The following is a 22,365-nucleotide window of genomic DNA, read 5'->3' on the forward strand; positions in this document are numbered from 1 at the left end:
CGCCGGCACGCTGGAAGCGCTGGCGCGCGCTGCGGCAACCCTGGCCGCAGCGCGCCGCATCTATTGCTTCGGGCTGCGCTCGAGCCACGCGGTGGCGGCGCATTTCACCTATTCGATGACCTTTCTCGGCGAGAAGGCGCATCTGCTCGACCATGTGAACGGGGCAGGGCTCGACAAGCTGCGCCACGCGACCGCCGATGACGTGTTCTTCGTGACCACGGTTGCGCCCTACACGCGGGCGACGGTGGAAGCGGCGGCCAGCGCCCGGGCGCTGGGGCTGACCGTGGTTGCGCTGACGGATAGCGCCGTTTCACCGCTCGCCAGCCTTGCAGACCAGTGCGTGATCGTTTCGACGGAGAGCCCGTCCTTTCTGCACACGATGACGCCGGCCTTCGCGGCCGCCGAAATTCTGGCAGCGCTCGTTGCCGGCGAAGGAGGCGAGGAGGCGCTCGCGGAAATCGCAAAGACCGAAGCGCTGCTTTCCACCCTCAACACCCATTTGCTCGATCCCGCGCCGCGTGCGCATCGTTCTGGAAAACCCAAATGACACACATTCTGCATCGTCAGATCCATGCCTCACTGCCGGTCGCCAAAGGCGGCCGTGGCGTCGAACTCTTCGATGAGGCGGGCAATGCCTATATCGACGCATGTGGCGGCGCTGCCGTCTCGTGCCTCGGCCATGGTCACCCCGATGTGGTGGATGCGCTGAAAAAGCAGGCGGAGACGCTCGCCTATGCCCATACAAGCTTCTTCACCAACGAGCCGGCCGAACAGCTCGCGGATCGCCTGATTGCGGGTGCGCCCGAGGGCATCAGCCATGCCTATTTCGTGTCTGGCGGTTCGGAGGCCAATGAGGCGGCGCTGAAGATGGCGCGCCAGTATTTCGTGGAAAAGGGCGAGCCGCAGCGGCGCAGGATCATCGCCCGCCGGCAGAGCTATCACGGCAACACGCTGGGCACGCTGGCGACCGGCGGCAATGAGTGGCGGCGCGAACCGTTCAGGCCGCTCCTGATCGAAACGCACCACATCGACCCGTGCTACGCCTATCGCTACCAGGAGGCCGGAGAGAGCGAAGAGGCTTACGGCCTTCGCGCGGCGCAGGCGCTGGAAGACAGGATCAACGCGCTGGGGCCGGACACGGTGATGGCATTCGTCGCCGAGCCGGTGGTCGGGGCCACGGCGGGCGCCGTGCCGGCGGTGAGCGGCTATTTCAAACGCATCCGCGAGATCTGCGACCGTTATGGCGTGCTGCTCATTCTTGACGAGGTGATGTGCGGCATGGGACGCACGGGCACCATGCATGCCTGCGAGCAGGACGGGATTGCACCGGACATGCTGACCATCGCCAAGGGGCTCGGCGGCGGCTATCAGCCCATCGGCGCGGTGCTTCTGGGGCAGCACATTTTCGATGCCTTCGCGGAAGGGTCGGGCCTGTTCCAGCATGGCCACACCTATATCTGCCACCCGATGGCGTGCGCCGCCGCGCTGGCCGTTCAGGACGTGATCGAGCGCGACGGGCTTCTGGCCAATGTGCGCGAGATGGGCGCTTATCTGCGTGAACGCCTTGAAGCGCGTTTCGGCAACCACGCCCATGTGGGCGACATTCGCGGGCGGGGCCTGTTCCTCGGTCTCGAACTGGTGGCCGACCGCGGGACGAAGGAGCCGTTCGATCCGGCGCGCAAGGTCCATGCAGCGGTCAAAAAAGAAGCGATGAAACGCGGCCTCATGGTCTACCCGTCCGGCGGCACGATCGACGGAACGCGCGGCGACCACGTGTTGCTGGCTCCGCCCTTCATCATCGACAGGGCCGTCGCGGACACGATTGTCGAGCGGCTCGGAGAGGCGGTGGACGCGGCTACAGGGTAATTTTACGTAAACGGAGGAGGAAGAAATAATCCGCAGGAAAAACAGAAGTTTGTGTTTTGCGCGCTAATGGCGTTGACACAGATTTCAGTCATAGCAAATTGCAAATTGCGCGTCCGAGCCATTGACTCGCGACGGGGGGCGTTTAACGCTTCACGTCAGGTCTTTGCGGGCCGCGCTTTGCCGGGCATCTCGCACGCAATGCCCGGCTGCGGTTGTTCGGTCCGGACCGACCACGGCATCTTTCGACGTGCACGTATGCGTAAAGCATCATTTCATTAGGGAGACGCACTATGAAACCTCATCGCATTCTCGGTTTTGGCCTCGCGGCCGCGATGCTCGGCTCGCTGGCGACCGGGACGGCCAGCGCCCAGGAGCAGCGCTTCGTTTCCGTCGGCACTGGCGGCGTGACGGGCGTTTACTATCCGGTTGGTGGCGCGATCTGCCGCCTGATGAACCAGAACCGTCGCGAGACGGGCATTCGCTGCTCGGTCGAGTCGACCGGTGGTTCCGTCTTCAACGTCAACGCCATCAAGGGCGGCGACCTGGAATTCGGCGTCGTGCAGTCTGACGTTCAGTACAATGCCAACAAGGGCGAAGCCAATTTCGCCGACGGCGGCGCACACGACAAGCTGCGTTCGGTCTTCTCGCTGCATGCCGAGCCGCTCACCCTGGTGGCGCGCAAGGAAGCAGGCATTGCATCCTTTGACGACCTCAAGGGCAAGCGCGTGAACATCGGCAATCCGGGTTCGGGCCAGCGCGCCCTCATGGACCTGCTGATCGCTGAAAAGGGCTGGACGAATTCGGACTTCGCCGTTGCTGCAGAGCTGGCCCCGGCCGAACAGAGCTCCGCACTGTGCGACAACAACATCGATGCGTTCGCCTACACGGTCGGTCACCCGGCTGGCGCCATCCAGGAAGCCACCACGACCTGTGACAGCGTGATCGTGGCTGTCGAGGGTGAGGCAGTCGACAAGCTCGTTGCCGACAACCCCTACTACTTCAAGGCGACGATCCCGGGCGGTATGTATCGCGGCACCGACAATGACGTGAACACCTTCGGTGTTGGCGCGACCGTCGTGACCTCGGCTGATGTACCCGATGACGTTGTGGCTGCTTTCGTGGACGCCGTGTTCAAGGACTTCGACGCGTTCAAGGCACTGCATCCGGCACTTGCCAACCTGACGCCTGAGAGCATGGTCAATCAGGGCAACTCCGCCCCGATGCATCCGGGCGCAGAAGCCTACTACAAGGAAAAAGGCTGGCTCAAATAAGCCGGTTTAAAAAAAAGGGGGCGCCCGCCATGCGGGCGCCCTTCTTTTCCCAATGAAGAAAACGCATCAAGAGGGGATGGCGCATGGCGACGAAACCTGAAACCGCTGGCAAGAATTCAGCGCCACTGAATGACGACGAACTTCAGGATCTTGTTGCGTCATCCGATACCGGAGCGCGCGATCCCGAAGGCACTGCCGGCTATATCATTGCCGGTGTTGCGCTTTGCTGGTCGCTTTTCCAGCTCTACATCGCGTCGCCCCTGCCTTTCACACTGACCAGCATGACCGGCCTGCCGCTGGTGTTAAACGATGCGCAGTCGCGCGCGATCCATCTGGCATTCGGCCTGTTTCTCGCATTCATGGCGTTTCCGGCGCTGGCTTCCAGCCCGCGAAACCGCATTCCCGTAAGCGACTGGGTGCTCGCCATCGTGGCGGCAAGCTGTGCGCTCTACATCTTCGTTTTCTACCGCGACCTCTCGCAGCGGCCCGGCCTCCCGATCACACAGGATCTGGTGGTGGCGGGCATCGGCATGGTGCTGTTGCTGGAAGCGACGCGCCGCGCGCTCGGGCCACCGCTCGCCGTGGTCGCCATTGTCTTCCTGCTCTACGTCTTCTTCGGATCGTCAACCTTCGTGCCAGACATCATCCGCTGGGGCGGCGCTTCGTTCAGCCGCGCCATGGATCAGATGTGGCTCTCGCCGAACGGCGTGTTCGGCGTGGCGCTGGGCGTTTCGTCGGCCTTCGTGTTCCTGTTCGTGCTGTTCGGCTCGATGCTGGACCGGGCGGGCGCGGGCAATTTCTTCATCAAGCTCGCCTTTGCGCTGCTTGGCCATCTGCGTGGCGGACCGGCCAAGGCGGCGGTTCTGGCCTCGATGATGACCGGTCTGATTTCGGGTTCCTCCATCGCCAATGTGGTGACGACGGGCACCTTCACCATTCCGCTCATGAAGCGCGTCGGCTTCTCGCCGGAAAAGGCGGGCTCCGTCGAGGTGGCGAGTTCGGTCAACGGACAGATCATGCCGCCCGTCATGGGCGCGGCCGCGTTCCTGATGGTCGAATATGTCGGCATTCCCTATTTGCAGGTGATCAAGCACGCGTTCCTGCCGGCCGTGGTCTCCTACATTGCGCTGCTCTATCTGGTGCATCTGGAAGCCGTGAAGAAAGACATGCCGGTGCTTGAGAAGCGCCAGTCGCACCCGGCCCTGGTGGCCCTGATGCGCTCGGGCATCGTCATTTCGTCCATCGTCATTCTGATTGGCGTGATCTACTACGCGATCAACTTCATCAAGTTCATGCTGCCGAACCTCTCGGCGCCGGTGCTGATGGCAGCCCTGCTGATCGCCTATGTGGCGCTCATCTGGTATGCGGCCAAATCGCCGGATCTGGAGATGGACGACCCGAATGCGCCGGTGGTGGAACTGCCGCTGCCGGGCGAGGTTATCCGCACTGGTCTGCATTACCTTCTGCCGCTTTTCGTGCTCGTCTGGTCGCTGATGGTCGAGCGCAAGTCGCCCGGTCTCTCGGCCTTCTATGCGGTGCTGCTGCTGATCGTCATCATCGTCACGCAGAAGCCGTTGAAGGCGCTGTTCCGTGGTCTGCAGAGCGCAGACCAGCGGGCGGCCTTCAAGGAAGGTTTCGACGATCTGGTGGTCGGCCTCATTCTCGGCGCGCGCAACATGATCGGCATCGCCTGCGCCACGGCGGCAGCCGGCGTCATCGTCGGCACGGTCACGCTGACGGGCATTGGTCAGGTGATGGCCGAGTTCGTCGAGTTCCTGTCGGGCGGCAACATCCTGCTGATCCTCGTCTTCACGGCGCTGATCAGTCTGGTGCTGGGCATGGGCCTGCCGACCACGGCGAACTACATCGTGGTCTCCTCGCTGATGGCTCCGGTGATCGTGGAGCTGGGCGCCGCCAATGGCGTTCTGATCCCGCTCATCGCCGCGCACATGTTCGTGTTCTACTTCGGCATCATGGCGGATGTGACGCCACCGGTGGGGCTAGCCTCCTTTGCGGCTGCGGCCGTTTCGGGCGGCGATCCGATCAAGACCGGCTTCACGGCGTTCTTCTATTCGCTGCGCACGGTGCTGCTGCCCTTCATCTTCGTGTTCAACACCGATCTGCTTCTGATCGATGTGAGCTGGGCGGGCGCGATCTGGGTGACCATTCAGGCGACCGTCGCCATGTTGATCTTTGCGGCTGCGACGCAGGGCTTCTTCATGGCGCGCAACAGGCTTTGGGAGTCGGCGGCGCTGCTGCTCGTCACCTTCATGCTGCTGCGTCCGGGTTTCTTCCTGGATCTGGTTCAGCCGCCCTATATCGAAACCGAACCGACGAAGATCTTCGAGGCGGTTGCCGAGGAGCCCGATGATGCGGAAATCCGCTTCACGATCCGCGGGCCGAACTTCGACAATCCCGACGAGATCGACGAGCGCACCATGGCGTTCAATCTGGGGGCTGCGGGCGAGCCGGGTGAAGCCCGCTTCGAGGCAGCGACCGGGCTGGTTGCACAGATCGACGGGGAGCGGGTGCTTCTGGAAGAGCCGTTCGACATGAACAGCCTCGCCGGCAAGACCCTTGCAAGCCTCGATTTCTACGCCGACGAGCCGGTTCAGATCACTTCAGTCGAGGTGAGCGACGAAGGGCGCATGCCGCGCGAGATCTTCTATCTTCCGGCCGCTCTTCTGCTGGCGCTGGTGATGTTCCTGCAGCGCCGCCGCGGGGGCACGCTGACCGGCAATCCGAAAGCCGGTGCGCCGCGTTCGGCAGAAGCCTGAAAGGATTAGGATCCATGTATAAGGACATTCTCGTTTCCATCGATCTGGGGCATGCCGAGGGGGAGGTGCGCACGCTGGAAACAGCGGTCGATTACGCCCGTACCTTCGGTAGCCGCCTGCATGTGATGACGGTTGTGCCCGATTACGGCATGTCCATCGTCGGCGGCTTCTTTCCCAAGGGGCATGAGCATGACGCGATCCAGCACGCCAATGAGGCGCTGCATGAGTTCACGAAGAAATATGTGCCCGACGAAATCAAGCACCGGCACATTGTCGGCCATGGATCGATCTATCGCGAGATCCTGCGCTATGCGGGTGAAGTGAAGGCGGATCTGATTGTGCTGTCGGCTTCGCGCCCAAGCCCGGAGGATTACCTCATCGGGCCGAATGCCGCGCGCGTTGTGCGGCACGCATCCATTTCCGTTCTGGTGGTGCGCTAGCGTTTTTTGCGCAATTGCCGAGCCGGTAATCGAACTCAAAAAAACGGCCGTGCTTCCTGAGGGAGCGCGGCCGTTTTTTGTGTCTGCCTGTCTTGCAGGGATCAGCGTTTCTTCCCGTCTTTCGCGTTGTTCGGCGCGTTGTTCGGCGGGTCGTCCGGGCTGTCGTCATCATCGAACAGGATGCGCTCTGCCGCTCCGTCGAGATCCTCATACTGGCCGCTCTTGAGCGACCAGAGGAAGGCGGCAAGGCCGACTGCGCCAAGGAAGAGGGCAATCGGAATGAGAATGACGAGATTGGTCATGCCGCAGCCTCGGCTAGGGGCGCGTTGTGGCCCTGTGTCGGGGCCTTTGCTTCTGCCGGTCCGACCAGACGCCTGTCGGTGCGCAGGCGCAGCGCATTGCCGATGACGATCAGTGACGACAGCGACATGGCGACCGCCGCCACGAGTGGCGTGACATAGCCAAGCACGGCGATCGGAACGGCCAGCAGGTTGTAGATGATGGCCAGGCCGAAATTCTGGCGGATCAGGCGACCGGCGCGGCGCGATACGTCGCGGGCGAGCGGCACGGCCAGCATGTTGTCGCGCAGGAACACGAAATCGGCGGCGTTGCGGCCAATGTCGGCTGCCGTGGCGGGAGCCATGGAGACGTGTGCCGCGGCAAGTGCGGGCGCATCGTTCAGCCCGTCGCCGACCATCAGAACCTTGCGGCCTTCGGCTGCGAGCGCGCGCATCCGGTCAAGCTTCTCGCCGGGCAGGACGCCCGCCTGAAAACGCTCGACGCCGAGTTTTTCGGCAATGTCACGAACCTGTTCTTCGCTGTCACCGGAGATGATCTCGACGCTGACGCCGTTCTTCTGCAGGAAGGCGACGGCTTTCTTCGCGTCGGGCCGCAGCCGGTCTTCGAAACGGAAGGCGGCCAGTTCTTCACCATTGCGCGAAAGGACGGTGCCGCCGGCGTCATTCTCATGCGCGTCTTCGCGACCAAGCGACCAGCCTGCGCGGCCAAGCCGCCAGACGGTGTCGCCGGAGCGCGCCTCGATGCCAAGGCCCGGCACCTCCTCGACACTGTCGAAGGCGGTGGTTGCGCGGGCGGAACCCGCAGCGCGCAGAATGGCGCGGGAGAAGGGGTGGCGCGAGTGGGAGGCCACGGAGGCGGCGATGGCGAGAACCTGCGGGTCGATGTCAGCCAGATTGCGCAATTCGGGAATGCCGAGCGTGAGCGTGCCGGTCTTGTCGAACACGGCGGTGTCGATCTGGGCGAAGCGCTCCATGGCCGCGCCGTCCTTCACCATGATGCCGTTTTCAAACAGCCGGCGGGCGGCGACGACCTGAACGATCGGCACGGCAAGGCCAAGCGCACAGGGGCAGGTGATGATGAGAACGGCAATGGCGATGGTGATTGCGCGATGCCAGTCGCCGCTGGCAGCCATCCAGCCCAGAAAGGTGATGAAGGCGGTGGCGTGGACCACCGGCGAGTACAGTGCAGAGGCGCGGTCTGCCAGCCGGCGATAATGCGCGCGACCACCTTCGGCCGCCTCCATGAGGCGCATCATTTCGGCAAGGAAGGAGGTGTCGGCGGTGGCGGTCGATTCCATCACCAGCGGCTGGGTGAGGTTGAGCATGCCGGCGCGCACATCCGAGCCGGGCTTGACCGGCTGGGGCGCGCTTTCGCCGGTGGCCATGGAGCAATCCAGCTCCGAAGCGCCGGTCATGACCACGCCGTCGACGGGAATGCGTTCGCCAGCGGCGACGACCAGCTTCATGCCGGGCGTGACTTCCTGCAGCGGAAGATAATCGCGACCGCCATCCTCGGCGACGACCAGCGCGCCGCGTGGAGCAAGGCGGGCAAGCCCCTTCACGGCGGTGCGGGCGCGTTCGCGCATCACGTGGTCGAGCGTGCGTCCGATCAGAAGGAAGAAGAGGAGCGAGACCGAGGCGTCGAAATAGGCGTGCTGGCCGCTGTTAATGGTCTCATAGATGCTGAGCCCGTAGGCAAGCGATACGCCGAGCGCGATGGGTACATCCATGTTCATGCGCCCGTGGCGCAGCGCGTTCCAGGCGGAGCTGTAGAAGATGCCGCCGGCAAAGACGAGCGCGGGCAGGGCGATCAGCGCGGAGAGCCAGTGAAAGAGATCGCGCGTGCTGTCCTCCGCGCCGGACCAGACCGACACGGACAGAAGCATGATGTTGCTGGCGGCAAAGCCGGAGATCGCCACGGCGCGGATCAGCTGCGACAGGACGGGGTCCTTGCCGGATTCGACGCTGTCGAACAGGTGGGCGGCGTAGCCCAGCCTGTTCAGCGTATCGATGATGGGCGGCAGTTCGCCATCGCGCCATTTCACGCTGACGCGCTTGGTGGAGAGATTGACGCGCGCGCCGACAACGCCGTCAAGCTTGCCGAGCGCGCTCTCGATTGTCTGAATGCAAGCACCGCAATGGACGCCGGGCACGGAAAGATCCGTCTGCTTCAGGCCTTCGCCGACGGTGCGGCTGGCGAGAAGGATTTCTTCCGAACGCGGCCCGGCATCGCGGGCCTGTTCCGCTTCCAGCGCCATTTCGGTGCCGGGGGCGCAACAGCTCATCTCAGTGCTCCGTCCTTGATGACGATGCGACGCACGTCGCGATAGGGATGGTCGAGACCGGCTTCGGCGGTGATGCTGACGACCCAGGTGCCGTCACCGGGACCATGGTCGACGCCGAAAGCGCCATCGGGGCGGCGCTCAAGCTCGAGCGTCGTGTCTTCGTCCGCCGTCACGGGACGGTGCATGATCAGCTTGACGCCGTCGAGCGGGATCAGGCTGCCGCTGGCATCGGTCAGGCGATAGGTGATCGCGCCGTCCTCAACGATGAGGTCGCCGTTCCAGCCGAGTGCGGCCTGCGCGCGGCCCTCTGCCGCACGCTCGTTGAAGGTCTGGCTCGCCACATAGCTGTTCTTGACGATAAGGCCGGTCCAGCTCGAATTGGCGTAGAAGGCCATGGTCAGGTTCACCGCGATGATGACGCCGAAGAAAGCGATCATGATGGCGAGCATGTGCCACCCGGTGAAGACTTTCTGCTTTTGTGCGCTGCTCATCGTGAGGCCTCCGGAATGTTGAAGCTGGCCCGGTAAACGTCGCTCTCGAAGCTGGCCTTGTCTTCAACAACAAAGCTGAACCTTTCGCCGGCCTCGTCGAGACGGTCCGCAGGCAGGGTGACGAAAATGCGCACTTCACGCAAGCGATCCGGCTCCACGGGCACGGAGGCCGAGCGGCCTTCCGCCTGATCGAGGCCGACCACGTTCATTGTAGCACCCGGCAGGCCGTCGAGCGACAGCACGATTACACGCGGTTCCGGGATCATGTTCAGGAGCTTGACCGTGTAGCCGTTGCGCACGGAGCCGTCGGACAGAAGCACATATTGCGGATTGCGGTCGTGCAGGACGTTCACTTCCAGCCGGTCACGGGTCAGGAGGGCGTAGAGCATGGCCAGACCGACCAGCGACCACGCGCCGAAATAGACGAAGGTGCGCGGGCGGAAGATCTTCTTCCAGCGGAAATGCGCGACCTTGTCGGTCAGGCGGCCGTTTTCGTTGCGCACGCGGTCGGGGTTGATCGCGTCGGTGCCGCCGGCGGTGGCGAGCGCCATGTTGGCATTGTAGTCGGAAAGGGTCGCATAGGAGATGAGACCACGGTCGCGACCCAGCTTGTCCATCACGCCGTCGCAGGCGTCGATGCACAGCGCGCAGGTGATGCACTCGAGCTGCTGGCCGTCGCGAATGTCGATGCCCATCGGGCAGACCGCCACACAGGCGTTACAGTCGACGCAGTCGCCAACGGTCTGACCGGCTGCCGCAGCTTTCTTCGCATGGCGGGTGCGGGGTTCGCCGCGCCAGTCGTTGTAGGTGACGGTCAGCGAGTTTTCGTCGAGCATGGCCGCCTGAATGCGCGGCCACGGGCACATATAGGTGCAGACCTGTTCGCGCATCAGGCCGCCGAACACATAGGTGGTGGCGGTCAGAACGGCGATGGTGATGTAGGCGACGGGGGCCGCCTTACCGGTCACGAGGTCGATGAGCAGGGCCGGGGCGTCGGCGAAGTAGAACACCCAGGCACCGCCTGTCGCCACCGCGATCAGAAGCCATATCAGGTGCTTGGAAAAGCGCTTGCCGAGCTTGTTGACCGACATGGGCGCGCCATCAAGCTTGATGCGCGCATTGCGGTCGCCCTCAATGGCGCGTTCCACCACGAGGAAGAGGTCGACCCAGACCGTCTGCGGGCAGGTGTAGCCGCACCATGCGCGTCCCACCGTGGAGGTGATCAGGAAGAGCCCGATGCCGGCCATGACGAGCAGGCCCGCGACATAGAAGAATTCCTGCGGCCAGATCTCGATGAAGAAGAAGTAGAAGCGCCGGTTGGCCAGATCCACGAGCACGGCCTGATCGGGTGCGTAGGGGCCGCGATCCCAGCGAATCCAGGGCGTCAGGTAATAGATGCCCAGCGTGACCAGCATGATCAGCCACTTGAACCGCCGGAACTGCCCGGAGGCGCGCTTGGGGAAAATCTTCTTGCGCGCGGCGTAAAGCGATTGCCGCTTGCCGGCGGAGTTTACAGCTTCGGCATCAAGTCGTTCGACGTCGTTGCTGGCTGCATTGTTCGTAACAAGGGTCATTCGGCGGCTCGCAGACTGCTCGGTATTGAAGTTTCTAGTCTCTCAGGGTGCACCAGTGCATTGATCCCGATCAAAGCCCTTTTTGCGCGCAGGGAAAGTCGACGTTACGTCGCTGCGACAAAAAACCCGGCCAGATGGCCGGGTTTTTGCTTTCCGTATGGCGCTGCGGCTACTGGCCGCCACCAAGGGAGTAGACGTAGACGGACAGTTGCTTGACCGTCGGATCGCCAAGGCGGGCCTGCCAGGCTGGCATGACGCCGTGCTTCGGCTGACGCACCTGCGCGGCGATTTCCCGCTCGCTGGAACCGTAGAGCCAGATCGCATCGGCCAGGTTCGGCGCACCGAAGGTGATGTCGCCCTGGCCATTGTCGCCGTGGCAGGAAGCGCAGTTGTCGGCGAAGACCTGTGCACCGGCCTCGGCCAGCGCCGGGTCGGACGGCGTTCCGGTGAAGGACACCACATGGACGGCCACCTGACGGATCTCGTCAGCGCTCAGGATGTCGCCGAAGGCCGGCATTTCGCCGAAGCGGGTGTCGTCGTCGCCAGCAAAGCGCACGCCGTGCGCGATGGTCTGGTGAATCGATTCGATGTCTCCGCCCCAAAGCCAGTCATCGTCATTGAGGTTCGGATAACCGGCAGAACCCTGCGCGCCCGAGCCATGGCACTGCGAGCAGTTGACCTTGAACGCGGCGTCGCCTGCTGCGGTCGCAAAGCGGCGCAGCGTCTCGTCGGCGAGAATCTCTTCAAGCGACTTGTCGGCGATGGCCTGACGCAGATCGGCCTGCTGTGCAGAGACCACGTCCATGGTGGTGGAGAACTCGCTGCGGCTGGAATAGCCCAGAACGCCCTGGGTGGCGGAGCTGACCAGCGGCCATGCCGGGTAGGCGACGGTGTAGCCGATCGCCCACACGATGGTGGCGTAAAAGGTCCAGACCCACCAGCGGGGCATGGGGTTGTCGAGTTCCTTGATGCCGTCCCACTCATGGCCGGTGGTCGAGACGCCGGAAACCTCGTCGATATCTTTCTTCTCACTCATCTCAATCGTCCTTAAGCGGGATGCGTGCGGCTTCTTCGGCGCTCTTCTTGCTTCCGGGACGGAAGGCGAAGATGACCACGCCGATGAAGAAGACGGTCATGGCCAGTAGGCCCCAGCTATCTGCGAACTGTCGGAGCGCTGTATAGGCTTCCATGATTTATCCTCCTCACCGATATCCGGCCGTTTCGTCGTAGGTCGAGAAATCAACCAGCGTGCCGAGCATCTGCAGATAGGCGATCAGCGCGTCCATCTCCGTCAGCGCGTTGGGGTTTCCGTCGAAATCACCCAGAACGGCCTTGGGATAGCGTTCTTCGAGCCCGGACGTATCCGCATTCGGATCAGCCTGGGCGCGAATGTCCGCATTGGCGTTGAGCACCATTTCTTCCGTGTAGGGCACACCCACGCGCTGATTGGCGATGAGCTCGGTCGAGAAATCGTTGATCTCGAGCGGGGTGTCCTTGAGGAAGGCGTAGCTCGGCATGATCGATTCCGGCACCACGGAGCGCGGCTCGATCAGATGGTCGACGTGCCACTCGTTGGAGTAGCGGCCACCCACACGGGCCAGATCCGGGCCCGTGCGCTTCGATCCCCACTGGAAGGAGTGATCGTACATCGATTCCGCCGCCAGGCTGTAATGGCCGTAACGCTCCACCTCGTCGCGGAACGGACGGATCATCTGGCTGTGACAGGTGTAGCACCCCTCACGGACATAGATGTTGCGTCCGGCCAGCTCCAGCGGCGAGTAAGGGCGCATGCCCTCCACCTTCTCGATCGTGTTCTCCAGATAGAAGAGAGGCACGATCTCGACGATGCCGCCGACGGTAACCACGAGGAACGATCCCACCAGGAGCAGTGTGGCGTTCTTTTCGATGATCTTGTGTTTGTCCAGCAATGCCATCGTGTGGGCTCCTTAACCGGCGTTTTGAATGGTGGCTGCGGGCTGTACGACAGTGCCGCCGATCGGCTCTTCCTCGCGCTGGTGGCCGAGGATGGTCATGGCCAGGTTGTAGGCCATGACGATGCCACCGAGCAGGAAGAGCACGCCGCCGAGTGCGCGCAGCACGTAGTAGGGGTGCATTGCAGCCACGGTTTCGGCGAAGGAGTAGACCAGGAAGCCCTGAGAGTCGTACTCGCGCCACATCAGACCCTGCTGGATGCCGGAGACCCACATCACGGCCGCATAGACCACGATGCCGAGGGTGGCGAGCCAGAAGTGCCAGGTGACGAGCCGCAGCGAGTAGAGACGCTCGCGGTGCCACAGCTTCGGAACCAGATAGTAGAGTGCGCCGAAGGTGATCATGCCGACCCAGCCGAGCGCACCGGAATGCACGTGACCGATGGTCCAGTCAGTGTAGTGCGACAGCGAGTTGACGGCCTTGATGGACATCAACGGACCTTCGAAGGTGGACATGCCGTAGAAGGCAACGGCCAGAACCATCATGCGGATGATCGGGTCGGTGCGCAGCTTGTCCCATGCGCCCGAAAGCGTCATCAGACCGTTGATCATGCCACCCCAGGACGGCATCCACAGCATGATCGAGAAGACCATGCCCAGCGTCTGCGCCCAGTCGGGCAGGGCGGTGTAGTGCAGGTGGTGCGGACCGGCCCAGATGTACAGGAAGATCAGCGCCCAGAAGTGAATGATCGACAGACGGTAGGAGTAAACCGGACGGTCGGCCTGCTTCGGAATGAAGTAGTACATCATGCCGAGGAAGCCGGCGGTCAGGAAGAAGCCCACCGCGTTGTGGCCGTACCACCACTGGGTCAGTGCGTCCTGAACACCGGCAAAGAGCGAGTAGCTCTTGGAACCGAAGGGCGAAACGGGAACAGCAAGGTTGTTCACGATGTGCAGCATCGCGATGGTCACGATGAAGGACAGGTAGAACCAGTTGGCCACATAGATATGTGGCTCCTTGCGCCTCATGATCGTGCCGAAGAAGACGATGAAATACGCCACCCAGACAATGGTGAGGAACAGATCCACATACCATTCCGGCTCGGCGTATTCACGGCTCTGGGTGATGCCCAGAAGATAGCCGGTTGCCGCCATGACGATGAAGAGCTGATAGCCCCAGAACACGAACCAGGCCAGATTGCCGCCAAACAGGCGCGCCCGGCTCGTACGCTGCACCACGTAGAACGAGGTGGCGATCAGCGCGTTGCCGCCGAAGGCGAAGATAACGGCCGAGGTGTGCAGCGGCCGGGTGCGGCCAAAGTTGAACCACGGTTCGATGTTCAAATCCGGGTAGGCAAGCTGGAGCGCCACGATGACGCCAACCAGAAAGCCGACAACGCCCCAGAATGTCGTTGCGATGACGCCGTACCGTATCGGACCGTCCATATAGCCGTCGGTGTCGGCCTTGAGCGGTATCGATGCCGCGCCCTCGGGCGCAAAGCTGGTGTTGCGCATCAACACGATCGCCGATCCCAGCAGGACAAAGAACAGAACCCACATATGGGCCTGAAAAGCTGAATCCTGCGCCAGACCCGCAGCGGCCAGAGCTGCAAAAGCAGCCAGGCCGACCAATACGATCTCGGTGCCAAATCTCATTGCTGTTTCCCCAATCCAGAAAAGCTCGCGGGAATCCGTTCCCCGATTCCCACATTCAACGCATCTCTTAACGGGAACCGAACTGCCTTGATCTGCGTCAAAGCTGCGCGCCCCCAGCCATGAAAAACAGTTTCCGTTCATTATGAGGGATGGTCAACATGCAGCGCGCAGGCGAACAGATCACCGGTACAGTGCCGGCAACCCGTTATTCAGAAGCGGTTCCGCGCTATACGAGCTATCCGACGGCCCCGCATTTCCATGCAGGAATCGGCGCAGAAACCTTCCGTGGATGGCTGCAACAGACGGGCAGCAGCGACGACGTGTCGCTCTATGTACACATCCCTTTTTGTGATCGGCTGTGCTGGTTCTGCGCCTGCCACACGAAAATGACCCGCCGTTACGAGCCGGTCGCGGCGTTTCTGGACGCGCTCCTTAGTGAAATAAAGACTGTGGGAAACGTGCTGGATGGCAATGGGCGCATCCGCGCGCTCCATTTCGGCGGCGGCTCGCCCACCATGCTCCGGCCCGAAGACGTGCTGCGGCTGGGCGCGGCGCTGAAAGACGCCTTCAACTTCGCCGATGATGCGGAGATCAGTGTCGAACTCGATCCCAACGATATGGACGATGCGCGGTTCGACGCGTTTGCGGCCATCGGCATGACGCGCGCCAGCCTTGGCGTGCAGGATTTCGACCCGAAGGTGCAGACGGCCATCAATCGCGAGCAGACCTTTGAACAGACCAGGGGCGTTGTGGATGGCGTTCGCGCGCGCGGCGTGCACTCGGTCAATCTGGACCTGCTCTACGGCCTGCCGCACCAGACGCTTGAAAGCGTGGCCGATACGATCAGGCAGGCGCTGACGCTTTCGCCGGATCGCATCGCGCTTTTCGGCTATGCGCATGTGCCCTGGTTCAAGAAGCACCAGACGATGATCGACGAGGCGTTTCTTCCGGGGCCGGAAGAGCGCTTTGCGCAGCAGCAGGAAACGGCGCGCATCATCCGCGAGGCCGGATATGAGGTGATCGGGCTCGATCATTTCGCAAAGCCGGATGATCCGCTGGCGGTGGCTGCGCGGGAAGGGCGGCTGTTCCGCAATTTTCAGGGCTATACGGAAGATGCCTGCCGGACGCTGATCGGGCTCGGGCCTTCATCGGTGTCGCGCCTGCCGCAGGGCTATGCGCAGAACACGCCGGCGACTGCGAATTACGAGCGCATCGTCAGCGAAGGCGGTCTTGCCACGGCGCGGGGCATCGCGCTCAGCGAGGAGGATCAGGCGCGGGCCTGGGTGATCGAGCGGCTCATGTGCGACTTCGCCTTTTCGGGCGAAGAGGCGATCCGGCTATTCGGCGAATGCGGACGGCGGATCGTGAGCGAGGCGCGTCAGGCGGACGAAGAGGCCGGACTGGTGGAAGATGGCGGCACCTTCAGCCTGCGTGACGAGGCGCGGCCGCTGGTGCGTTCGACGGCTGCGCTGTTCGACCAGTATCTGAAGCGTGGCGGCGCGCGCCACTCTGCTGCCGTGTGACCGACGCGCGGCTTGTTGCGTCAGCGCAATGAACCGTGGCCCGAAGGCCGCTATCCTGCGTGTCGAAGCCATCGAGCTGAATGCCTGAGTGGAGGATGTTTCGGTCTGGAGGAGGCGACGATGCGACAGACGCATTTGCGTGCCGGGATGACGCTTGAGGAGATCATGGAGCACTGGCCGGACACGGTCGCGGTGATGCTGCGCCATCACATGCTGTGCGTGGGGTGCCCGATCACCGCGTTTCATTCGGTGAGCGACGCCTGCCAGGAACATGGCATCGATGAAAAGGCGTTCAGGCGTGAGCTGGAACTGGCAATCACGGAGGGCTGACGGATTCTGACCCCAGGGTCAGGACCCTAGCTCTCCTTGCGGGCCTCGGCTTTCAGGAGCAGGCGGTGCGGGCTGATCACCACGACACGCTTGCGGCCACCGCGAACGATGCCGTCCTTCTCCCATGCCTGAAGGACGCGGCTGACCGTGTGCAGCGTCGCGCCGGTCATCTCCGCGATGTCCTGCCGGGTGATCGGAAAGTCGATCTCCACCCCTTCAGCGGTCTTGCGTCCGGTCTGCTTGACGAGGCGCAGGAGAGCATGGGCCACCCGCTGCTCGACCTGCTCGGTCGACATTTCGACAACGCGCGTGTGCGCGTCCTGCAGACGGCCGCCGACGGTCTTGTAGGTGTTCGCGCCAAGTGAGGGGAAGCGTGCGGTCAGTTCGTCCCATTTCGCGTTGGGCCAGGCGAGCGCCACGCATTCTGCTGCGGCGACTGCGGACGCCGGATAGGTGCTGCGGCCAAGGGCGGCTGCGATGCCGAACAGTTCGCCGACGCTGATATAGCGCACGATCACCTGTTGCCCCTCGGGCGTTGAGCGAACCACGCGAATGTGGCCATCGAGCAGGACGTAAAACGATTCCGCTTCATCGCCCTGGGCGAAGACTGTCGCGCCTTCGGAAAAGCGCAGGGGCTGGGCATAGCCCAGAAGCGTCTCCAGCTCCCGGCGCTCCAGCCCCGAAAAGCTCGGCAGATCGGCAATCAGCGAAGGGTCGAGGCCCGGCATTTGCAACTCCGCGTTCAAAATCGCGCTTTTTTTAGACCGTCTTTGCGCTAGCGCAAATTCTCGCGGCGCGAAAGCCGCTAGAAAAACACTCAGAGAGCCACCCAAAAGGATATCCAACGGCTCTTCATGAGATGCTGCTGCGACAACCAGCGGCGGTGCGCACCGGCCAGTCCGGTAGCGTCGACGCAGCAGCCGGCCGGACGGAATGGGGGAAGCATCCGTCCGGCCCTACCTTTTCAGGAGTTGGCGATGGCTGTACCGAGATTGCGGGCCTATGAGGGGCCGGCGGTGTTGTCCTATGGGTTTCGACCCTTCTTCCTTCTGGGTGCAGCCTATTCGGGCCTCTCCATTCTCGCCTGGTTGCCCATCTATATGGGGCTTCTTGAAACGCGCAGCCTTTTCCTGCCGGTCGACTGGCATGTGCACGAGATGCTGTTCGGCTTTCTGGCGGCTGTCGTCGCCGGCTTTCTGCTCACGGCCATTCCCAACTGGACCGGGCGGCTGCCCGTGCAGGGAACGCCGCTCGCGGTTCTGGTCGCGCTGTGGATCGCGGGGCGGGTGGCCATCTACTATTCCGCATCGCTTGGATGGTGGCAGGCCGCCATCATCGACAATGCGTTTCTCGTGGCGCTGACGCTGGCGGCTGTGCGCGAAATCGTTGCCGGCCGCAACTGGCGCAATCTCAAGGTGCTGATGCCGCTCGCGGTTCTTCTGCTCGCCAACATCCTGTTTCATGTCGAGGTGCAGACGGCCGGGATCTCCGATGTGAGCCGCCGGCTTGGCCTTGGCGCAGCCATTGTCCTGATCATGATCATCGGCGGGCGCATCATTCCGAGCTTCACCCGCAACTGGCTGGTGCGCGAAAATCCCGGGCGTCTGCCCGTGCCGTTCGGGCAATATGACGTCGCGTCGCTTGTTGTCTCAACTGCGGCGCTTACCCTGTGGGTGTTTCTGCCCGAGGCGCTGCTGACGGGCGTTCTGCTTGCAATCGCCGCAGTCTCGCAGGCCGTGCGCCTGACGCGCTGGGCCGGTGAGCGCACCGTGCGGGACGCGCTGGTGCTCATGCTGCACATCGCCTATGCCTTCGTGCCCTTCGGTCTCGGGCTGCTGGCGCTCTCGGCGCTGTTGCCCGAGAGCGTGCCGCAGGCCGCCGGGTTTCATGCGCTCGGCGGCGGCGCCATTGGCGCGATGACGCTGGCGGTCATGATGCGCGCGACGCTGGGGCACACCGGGCGCATGCTGAAGGCCGGACTGGCGGGAGGCGTGATCTTCGGTGCTGTCTGCGTGGCCGCAATCGTGCGCGTCTGGGCTGCTTTCGAGCCGGGACTGGCCTGGGTTCACATTTCCGGAACGGCCTGGATGATCGCGTTTCTCGGGTTTGCGCTGCTCTACAGCCCGGCGCTGCTCAGGGCGAGGCGTTCGTCCTGAGGCTCTTCCTCAAGGCGTGTCATTTTATCGAAGAGAACTGCGTTCGGGCAGAAGGACGGCGGCTGGCGTTTTGTTTCTCCGGCAGTTGCCGCCAGCCAGCCCCGACAGGAATCGGCATTGCGGCAGCGGGCGCAGGTGCGAACGGCCGAGGCGAGCGTCAGGCCAAGGCGATCGGCAGCGAGCCGCTGCAAATCCACATCGCAGCGGTCCATCATCTTGCCCATCAATTTGGCATGCGTTTCAATTTTCTGGGACAAGCGTTTCATTTCCGACTCCAAACATTAATCGGAGACTATCACCTGTTACGATACAGTGCGCTTTGCGCTGGATCAAACAGTTGGCAATTGTGCCATGGCCGAGGCTTGCAGTGACACGCACGTGCGGAAATAATGCGCACCACAAACGAACCCGTTGCGGAAGGGGCAATCTTGGGTCACGATTTCGATATTGCTGAACCGGCGCGCCGCACCGGGGTGCCGGGCTATGTCGTTGCCATGGGCGGCAGTCTGATCCTTCTGGCCGCCCGCCTGTGGATGGGGCCGGCGTTCAGCGGCATCTGGATCATCTTCCTTGCATCGCTCACGGCCCTTTACGCCGCGATCCTTGGCGGGCGTGTTGCCGGAATTGTCGCGGTGGCGCTGGTTGCCGGAGCCGTGGCGCTGGTCGGCGTCGTGGACACGCTGCCGCTCTCGCTTCCCGTGTTTGCCGCGCTCATCGCCTTTCTCATCCTTATCGCCCATGTGGGCGCTGCCTATTTCAACGCCGAAGATGCGGGAAAGCTGGTGCGCCAGCAGCTTGCGGCGCGCGACGCGCATCTGAACTCCATTCTCGACACGGTTCCGGACGCCACCGTGGTCATCGACCACAAGGGAACGATGGTGTCGTTCAACCGCGCAGCAGTGCGCCAGTTCGGCTATACGGAAGACGAGGCGCGCGGCAACAATGTGAAAATGCTGATGCCCGAGCCCTATCGCGGGCAGCATGACGGCTATATCGAGCGCTACAAGACCACGGGTGAACGCCGCATCATCGGCATCGACCGCGTGGTGGTCGGTCAGCGCAAGGATGGCTCTACCTTTCCCATGAAGCTCGCTGTTGGCGAGATGAAGAGTGGCGGGCGCACCTTCTTCACCGGTTTCATCCGCGACCTGACCGAGCGTGCGGAAACCGAAGCGCAGATGGAAGAGGTGCAGGCGGAACTGGCGCGTCTTGCCCGCCTCAACGAGCTGGGGGAAATGGCCTCGACCCTGGCGCATGAACTCAATCAGCCGCTTTCGGCCGTCTCCAACTATGTGCAGGGCTGCAAGCGGCTCCTGAACGATCTGGATGACCCCGTGGCCGAGCGCATGCGCGATGCGCTGGAAGAGACGGCGCGGCAGTCGCTTCATGCCGGACAGATCATCCGTCATCTGCGTGAATTCGTCTCGCGTGGTGAGAGCGAGAAGCACCCGGAAGACCTGCAAAAACTGGTCGAGGAGGCGGCTGCACTCGCCCTGATGGGCTCACGCGAGCTCGGCGTGCACACCGTCTTCGAGTTCGAAGCCGGGCTTGGCAGGGTTTTCGTGGACCGGGTGCAGATCCAGCAGATCTTGATCAATCTCATGCGCAATGCCATGGAGGCGATGCGCGAGAGTGACGGTCGCGAGCTCAAGGTGGCCGTGGCTTTCAACGAGGAAGGCGACGCCATAGACATTGACGTGTCCGATACGGGAACGGGAGTGCCCGAGGAGATCGCCGAGAACCTTTTCAAGCCGTTCGTTTCATCCAAGAGGGGCGGCATGGGCGTGGGGCTTGCGATCTCAAAGCGGATTGCCGAGGCCCATGGCGGCATGTTGAAACTGATCGTGAGTTCGGGCGAGGGGACGACATTCCGTTTCACGCTGCCCGCAATGGAAGAGCAGGAATTGCAGAATGCCTGATGATGTGGTGATCCATATCGTTGATGATGAAGAGCCGGTGCGCAAATCGCTGGCTTTTCTGCTCACCATGTCCGGGCATGTGGCGCGGGTGCATGAATCGGCAACGGCCTTTCTCAAGGTTGCGCCCGGGCTGCAGAATGCCTGCCTGATCACCGATCTGAGAATGCCGGACATGAGCGGCGTCGAGCTTCTGCAGCGGCTGAACGAGCACGGCGCCATGCTGCCGGCCATCGTCATCACCGGCCATGGCGACGTGCCGATGGCGGTCGAGGCGATGAAGGCGGGCGCGCTCGACTTCATCGAGAAGCCGTTCTCCGACGACACGCTCATGGAGGCGCTTTCCCGCGCGATCTGCGAACTCGACAAGCGGCCACCGGCCGCCGCCGATGCGGCGCTGGTGCGGGGCCGGGTGGAGCAGCTTTCGGAGCGCGAACAGCAGGTGATGCGCCGGATCGTGGCGGGCATGCCCAACAAGACGATCGCCTTTGAACTCGATATTTCCCCGCGCACGGTCGAGGTTCACCGGGCCAATGTGATGTCCAAGATGCAGGCCAGAAACCTGCCGGAACTGGTTCGCATGGTCCTGCAGGCCGGTGATCCGGTCGGCTGATTTCGCCTTTCAGGGGGCGTTTTGATCCAACGCAAAGCACGATGGCGACCGACGGCAGAGATTGTACGCTGCCGCGGTGACTGATTTGCGTTGCCCGGCAGTGAGGAGATGCCGGGATGTGCATGCAATGATTCTCGTGGTGGCGCCCGATTCAGCCTTTCGATTGTCACTGCGATTCATGCTTGAATCGGAGGGGTACGACGTTGTCGTGCCGCGCAATCTGGAAGAGGTTGAACGGCTGCGCCGCACGGCTGCCTGCACGATTGTGGATCATGAAGTCCTTGCCGACATGAAGGTGCCGCTTGAACGGCTGCTTGGCGGGGCCGGGCCACTCGTTCTTCTGGCCGATACGCTGGATGAGATGCCGCAGGCCGGGCACATAAGAACCATAGAAAAACCGCTCCTTGGGAGCGCCGTCGTCAACGCGGTTCACGACCTTCTGGAGCAGGCCCGGCATCGCGATCTGAGAGGCGCTACGTAGAATCCCGTAGGGACAAAACCGAATTTCGCGCGTGCGGGCATTGCGGCAGTAATGGAGCATCCAAACGACGGAGGCACCCATGTTTGCACAGGCCGCAACCGCACACGCACCGACAGCTCCTTTCCGGGGGCATCAGCGTCTTGCCGAGGCGCGTCCGGCGCCTGCGTCGTTTTCTCCCGATCAGCCGCACCAGATTGCCTTCTTCGAGGCCAATGAAGAGGTCTATGCGCAGGGCGCGCGCGCCAATGCGCTCTATCAGGTCGAGTTCGGTGCGGTTCGCCTCTATCGCCTCCTGTCGGACGGTCGCCGTCAGATCAGCGCCTTCCATGTGGCGGGCGAAGTGTTCGGTTTCGAAGCCGACGGCCATCATCATTTCTTTGCTGAAGCCGTTGGCCCGGCCGGCATTCGCGTGTTCCGTCAGCCTGCCAATGAAGGCAACTGGCGTCAGACGCTGGACGCCGCTCTGGGTGCGCTCGTTCGTGCGCAGGAGCATCTTCTGGTGATTGGCCGGCAGAACGCCGCCGAACGCGTCGCTGCCTTCCTTCTCGACATGATGGAGCGTCAGGACAATGCCCGCGAGGTGCAGCTTCCCATGTCACGCACCGATATTGGCGATTATCTGGGCCTGACCATCGAAACGGTTTCGCGCACCTTCTCGAAGTTCAAGAGCAAGGGCCTCGTCCGCCTGGCCAACACGCGCACGGTGGAAGTGGTCGACGAAGCCGCCCTCAGGGCCATGTGCGCCTGAAGCGGCGG

Annotated in this window: 22 protein-coding genes; 12 read left to right on the forward strand and 10 right to left on the reverse strand. The window is 62.8% G+C overall.

Features of this window, described 5'->3' with window-relative positions; genetic code table 11:
• The 5 genes from NDI72_RS19605 to NDI72_RS19625 form a co-directional block, all read left to right on the forward strand.
• Positions 1-547: MurR/RpiR family transcriptional regulator (locus tag NDI72_RS19605; protein ID WP_283801519.1), on the forward strand; the 547-nt coding region annotated here is incomplete at its 5' end.
• Entirely contained in the window at positions 544-1,866 is a 1,323-nt protein-coding gene (locus tag NDI72_RS19610) for an aspartate aminotransferase family protein (protein WP_283801520.1), read from the forward strand. The genes NDI72_RS19605 and NDI72_RS19610, both read left to right, overlap by 4 nt.
• A 290-nt stretch (positions 1,867-2,156) precedes the next feature.
• Positions 2,157-3,137 carry a TAXI family TRAP transporter solute-binding subunit gene (locus NDI72_RS19615; RefSeq protein ID WP_206547175.1) on the forward strand — a complete coding sequence of 327 codons (981 nt, stop codon included), beginning with the start codon at positions 2,157-2,159 and terminating at the stop codon, positions 3,135-3,137.
• 83 nt (positions 3,138-3,220) lie between these two features.
• Complete coding sequence (locus NDI72_RS19620) at positions 3,221-5,914, forward strand: TRAP transporter permease (protein WP_206544748.1); 2,694 nt, start codon at positions 3,221-3,223, stop codon at positions 5,912-5,914.
• A gap of 14 nt (positions 5,915-5,928) precedes the next feature.
• Complete coding sequence (locus tag NDI72_RS19625; protein ID WP_206544749.1) at positions 5,929-6,354, forward strand: universal stress protein; 426 nt, start codon at positions 5,929-5,931, stop codon at positions 6,352-6,354.
• 101 nt (positions 6,355-6,455) lie between these two features.
• On the opposite strand, the gene ccoS is transcribed toward NDI72_RS19625, so the two are convergent.
• The 8 genes from ccoS to ccoN all read right to left on the reverse strand — a co-directional run bounded on the left by ccoS (position 6,456) and on the right by ccoN (position 14,590).
• Positions 6,456-6,656: a cbb3-type cytochrome oxidase assembly protein CcoS gene (gene ccoS, locus NDI72_RS19630; RefSeq protein WP_283801522.1), complete on the reverse strand. Its 201-nt coding sequence runs from the start codon at positions 6,654-6,656 to the stop codon at positions 6,456-6,458.
• A complete protein-coding gene (locus NDI72_RS19635) occupies positions 6,653-8,938 on the reverse strand; it encodes a cation-translocating P-type ATPase (RefSeq protein ID WP_283801523.1) in 2,286 nt (761 codons plus the stop codon). The genes ccoS and NDI72_RS19635 overlap by 4 nt, the downstream gene beginning before the upstream one ends.
• A complete protein-coding gene (locus NDI72_RS19640; RefSeq protein ID WP_113154368.1) occupies positions 8,935-9,429 on the reverse strand; it encodes a FixH family protein in 495 nt (164 codons plus the stop codon). Before NDI72_RS19640 ends, NDI72_RS19635 begins: the two co-directional genes overlap by 4 nt.
• Positions 9,426-11,003: a cytochrome c oxidase accessory protein CcoG gene (gene ccoG / locus NDI72_RS19645; RefSeq protein WP_206544752.1), complete on the reverse strand. Its 1,578-nt coding sequence runs from the start codon at positions 11,001-11,003 to the stop codon at positions 9,426-9,428. The genes NDI72_RS19640 and ccoG overlap by 4 nt, the downstream gene beginning before the upstream one ends.
• Before the next feature lie 169 nt (positions 11,004-11,172).
• Positions 11,173-12,039, reverse strand: coding sequence for a cytochrome-c oxidase, cbb3-type subunit III (gene ccoP, locus NDI72_RS19650; protein ID WP_283801525.1), 867 nt, complete (start codon positions 12,037-12,039; stop codon positions 11,173-11,175).
• 1 nt (position 12,040) lies between these two features.
• A complete protein-coding gene (locus NDI72_RS19655) occupies positions 12,041-12,193 on the reverse strand; it encodes a cbb3-type cytochrome c oxidase subunit 3 (RefSeq protein ID WP_113154371.1) in 153 nt (50 codons plus the stop codon).
• 12 nt (positions 12,194-12,205) lie between these two features.
• The gene (ccoO, locus tag NDI72_RS19660) at positions 12,206-12,937 is read right to left on the reverse strand and encodes a cytochrome-c oxidase, cbb3-type subunit II (protein ID WP_113154372.1); all 732 of its coding nucleotides are present in this window, start codon (positions 12,935-12,937) and stop codon (positions 12,206-12,208) included.
• Between the two features lie 12 nt (positions 12,938-12,949).
• Complete coding sequence (ccoN, locus tag NDI72_RS19665) at positions 12,950-14,590, reverse strand: cytochrome-c oxidase, cbb3-type subunit I (protein WP_113154373.1); 1,641 nt, start codon at positions 14,588-14,590, stop codon at positions 12,950-12,952.
• A 158-nt stretch (positions 14,591-14,748) separates the two neighbouring features.
• Here ccoN and hemN point away from each other — a divergent pair, with 158 nt between their 5' ends.
• Positions 14,749-16,113 (forward strand): oxygen-independent coproporphyrinogen III oxidase, encoded by a 1,365-nt coding sequence (hemN, locus tag NDI72_RS19670; protein WP_283801526.1) that lies wholly within the window; start codon positions 14,749-14,751, stop codon positions 16,111-16,113.
• Between the two features lie 120 nt (positions 16,114-16,233).
• Positions 16,234-16,443 carry a DUF1858 domain-containing protein gene (locus tag NDI72_RS19675; RefSeq protein ID WP_113154374.1) on the forward strand — a complete coding sequence of 70 codons (210 nt, stop codon included), beginning with the start codon at positions 16,234-16,236 and terminating at the stop codon, positions 16,441-16,443.
• 26 nt (positions 16,444-16,469) lie between these two features.
• Here NDI72_RS19675 and NDI72_RS19680 read toward each other — a convergent pair whose 3' ends face one another.
• On the reverse strand, positions 16,470-17,171 hold the full coding sequence (locus NDI72_RS19680) for a Crp/Fnr family transcriptional regulator (protein ID WP_113154375.1): 702 nt from the start codon (positions 17,169-17,171) through the stop codon (positions 16,470-16,472).
• Positions 17,172-17,420: 249 nt separating this feature from the next.
• On the opposite strand from NDI72_RS19680, the gene NDI72_RS19685 reads away from it, so the two are divergent.
• Positions 17,421-18,599 carry an NnrS family protein gene (locus NDI72_RS19685; protein WP_206547181.1) on the forward strand — a complete coding sequence of 393 codons (1,179 nt, stop codon included), beginning with the start codon at positions 17,421-17,423 and terminating at the stop codon, positions 18,597-18,599.
• Here the strand turns inward: NDI72_RS19685 and NDI72_RS19690 are convergent.
• Positions 18,560-18,877 carry a DUF6455 family protein gene (locus NDI72_RS19690; protein WP_283801528.1) on the reverse strand — a complete coding sequence of 106 codons (318 nt, stop codon included), beginning with the start codon at positions 18,875-18,877 and terminating at the stop codon, positions 18,560-18,562. The two genes, NDI72_RS19685 and NDI72_RS19690, sit on opposite strands and share 40 nt — an antisense overlap.
• Positions 18,878-19,093: 216 nt before the next feature.
• On the opposite strand from NDI72_RS19690, the gene NDI72_RS19695 reads away from it, so the two are divergent.
• From NDI72_RS19695 to NDI72_RS19710, 4 genes are all read left to right on the forward strand, one after another.
• Positions 19,094-20,518, forward strand: a complete 1,425-nt coding sequence (locus NDI72_RS19695) for a PAS domain-containing sensor histidine kinase (RefSeq protein WP_390906443.1) — start codon at positions 19,094-19,096, stop codon at positions 20,516-20,518.
• Positions 20,511-21,128 (forward strand): response regulator FixJ, encoded by a 618-nt coding sequence (gene fixJ / locus NDI72_RS19700; RefSeq protein ID WP_113154377.1) that lies wholly within the window; start codon positions 20,511-20,513, stop codon positions 21,126-21,128. The genes NDI72_RS19695 and fixJ overlap by 8 nt, the downstream gene beginning before the upstream one ends.
• A 178-nt stretch (positions 21,129-21,306) precedes the next feature.
• A complete protein-coding gene (locus NDI72_RS19705) occupies positions 21,307-21,609 on the forward strand; it encodes a hypothetical protein (protein WP_222473822.1) in 303 nt (100 codons plus the stop codon).
• A 79-nt stretch (positions 21,610-21,688) separates the two neighbouring features.
• Positions 21,689-22,357 (forward strand): helix-turn-helix domain-containing protein, encoded by a 669-nt coding sequence (locus tag NDI72_RS19710; protein WP_283801531.1) that lies wholly within the window; start codon positions 21,689-21,691, stop codon positions 22,355-22,357.
• Positions 22,358-22,365 lie beyond the last annotated feature (8 nt).

This window comes from Nitratireductor sp. GZWM139, assembly GCF_030068685.1.
Taxonomy (GTDB): Bacteria; Pseudomonadota; Alphaproteobacteria; order Rhizobiales; family Rhizobiaceae; genus Nitratireductor; species Nitratireductor aquimarinus.

Coding starts and splice junctions, on each gene's coding strand:
- NDI72_RS19610 (WP_283801520.1), top strand. CDS start 544: ATGACACACATTCTGCATCGTCAGATCCATGCCTCACTGCCGGTCGCC.
- NDI72_RS19615 (WP_206547175.1), top strand. CDS start 2,157: ATGAAACCTCATCGCATTCTCGGTTTTGGCCTCGCGGCCGCGATGCTC.
- NDI72_RS19620 (WP_206544748.1), top strand. CDS start 3,221: ATGGCGACGAAACCTGAAACCGCTGGCAAGAATTCAGCGCCACTGAAT.
- NDI72_RS19625 (WP_206544749.1), top strand. CDS start 5,929: ATGTATAAGGACATTCTCGTTTCCATCGATCTGGGGCATGCCGAGGGG.
- ccoS (WP_283801522.1), bottom strand. CDS start 6,656: ATGACCAATCTCGTCATTCTCATTCCGATTGCCCTCTTCCTTGGCGCA.
- NDI72_RS19635 (WP_283801523.1), bottom strand. CDS start 8,938: ATGAGCTGTTGCGCCCCCGGCACCGAAATGGCGCTGGAAGCGGAACAG.
- NDI72_RS19640 (WP_113154368.1), bottom strand. CDS start 9,429: ATGAGCAGCGCACAAAAGCAGAAAGTCTTCACCGGGTGGCACATGCTC.
- ccoG (WP_206544752.1), bottom strand. CDS start 11,003: ATGACCCTTGTTACGAACAATGCAGCCAGCAACGACGTCGAACGACTT.
- ccoP (WP_283801525.1), bottom strand. CDS start 12,039: ATGAGTGAGAAGAAAGATATCGACGAGGTTTCCGGCGTCTCGACCACC.
- NDI72_RS19655 (WP_113154371.1), bottom strand. CDS start 12,193: ATGGAAGCCTATACAGCGCTCCGACAGTTCGCAGATAGCTGGGGCCTA.
- ccoO (WP_113154372.1), bottom strand. CDS start 12,937: ATGGCATTGCTGGACAAACACAAGATCATCGAAAAGAACGCCACACTG.
- ccoN (WP_113154373.1), bottom strand. CDS start 14,590: ATGAGATTTGGCACCGAGATCGTATTGGTCGGCCTGGCTGCTTTTGCA.
- hemN (WP_283801526.1), top strand. CDS start 14,749: ATGCAGCGCGCAGGCGAACAGATCACCGGTACAGTGCCGGCAACCCGT.
- NDI72_RS19675 (WP_113154374.1), top strand. CDS start 16,234: ATGCGACAGACGCATTTGCGTGCCGGGATGACGCTTGAGGAGATCATG.
- NDI72_RS19680 (WP_113154375.1), bottom strand. CDS start 17,171: ATGCCGGGCCTCGACCCTTCGCTGATTGCCGATCTGCCGAGCTTTTCG.
- NDI72_RS19685 (WP_206547181.1), top strand. CDS start 17,421: ATGGCTGTACCGAGATTGCGGGCCTATGAGGGGCCGGCGGTGTTGTCC.
- NDI72_RS19695 (WP_390906443.1), top strand. CDS start 19,094: ATGGGCGGCAGTCTGATCCTTCTGGCCGCCCGCCTGTGGATGGGGCCG.
- fixJ (WP_113154377.1), top strand. CDS start 20,511: ATGCCTGATGATGTGGTGATCCATATCGTTGATGATGAAGAGCCGGTG.
- NDI72_RS19705 (WP_222473822.1), top strand. CDS start 21,307: ATGCTTGAATCGGAGGGGTACGACGTTGTCGTGCCGCGCAATCTGGAA.
- NDI72_RS19710 (WP_283801531.1), top strand. CDS start 21,689: ATGTTTGCACAGGCCGCAACCGCACACGCACCGACAGCTCCTTTCCGG.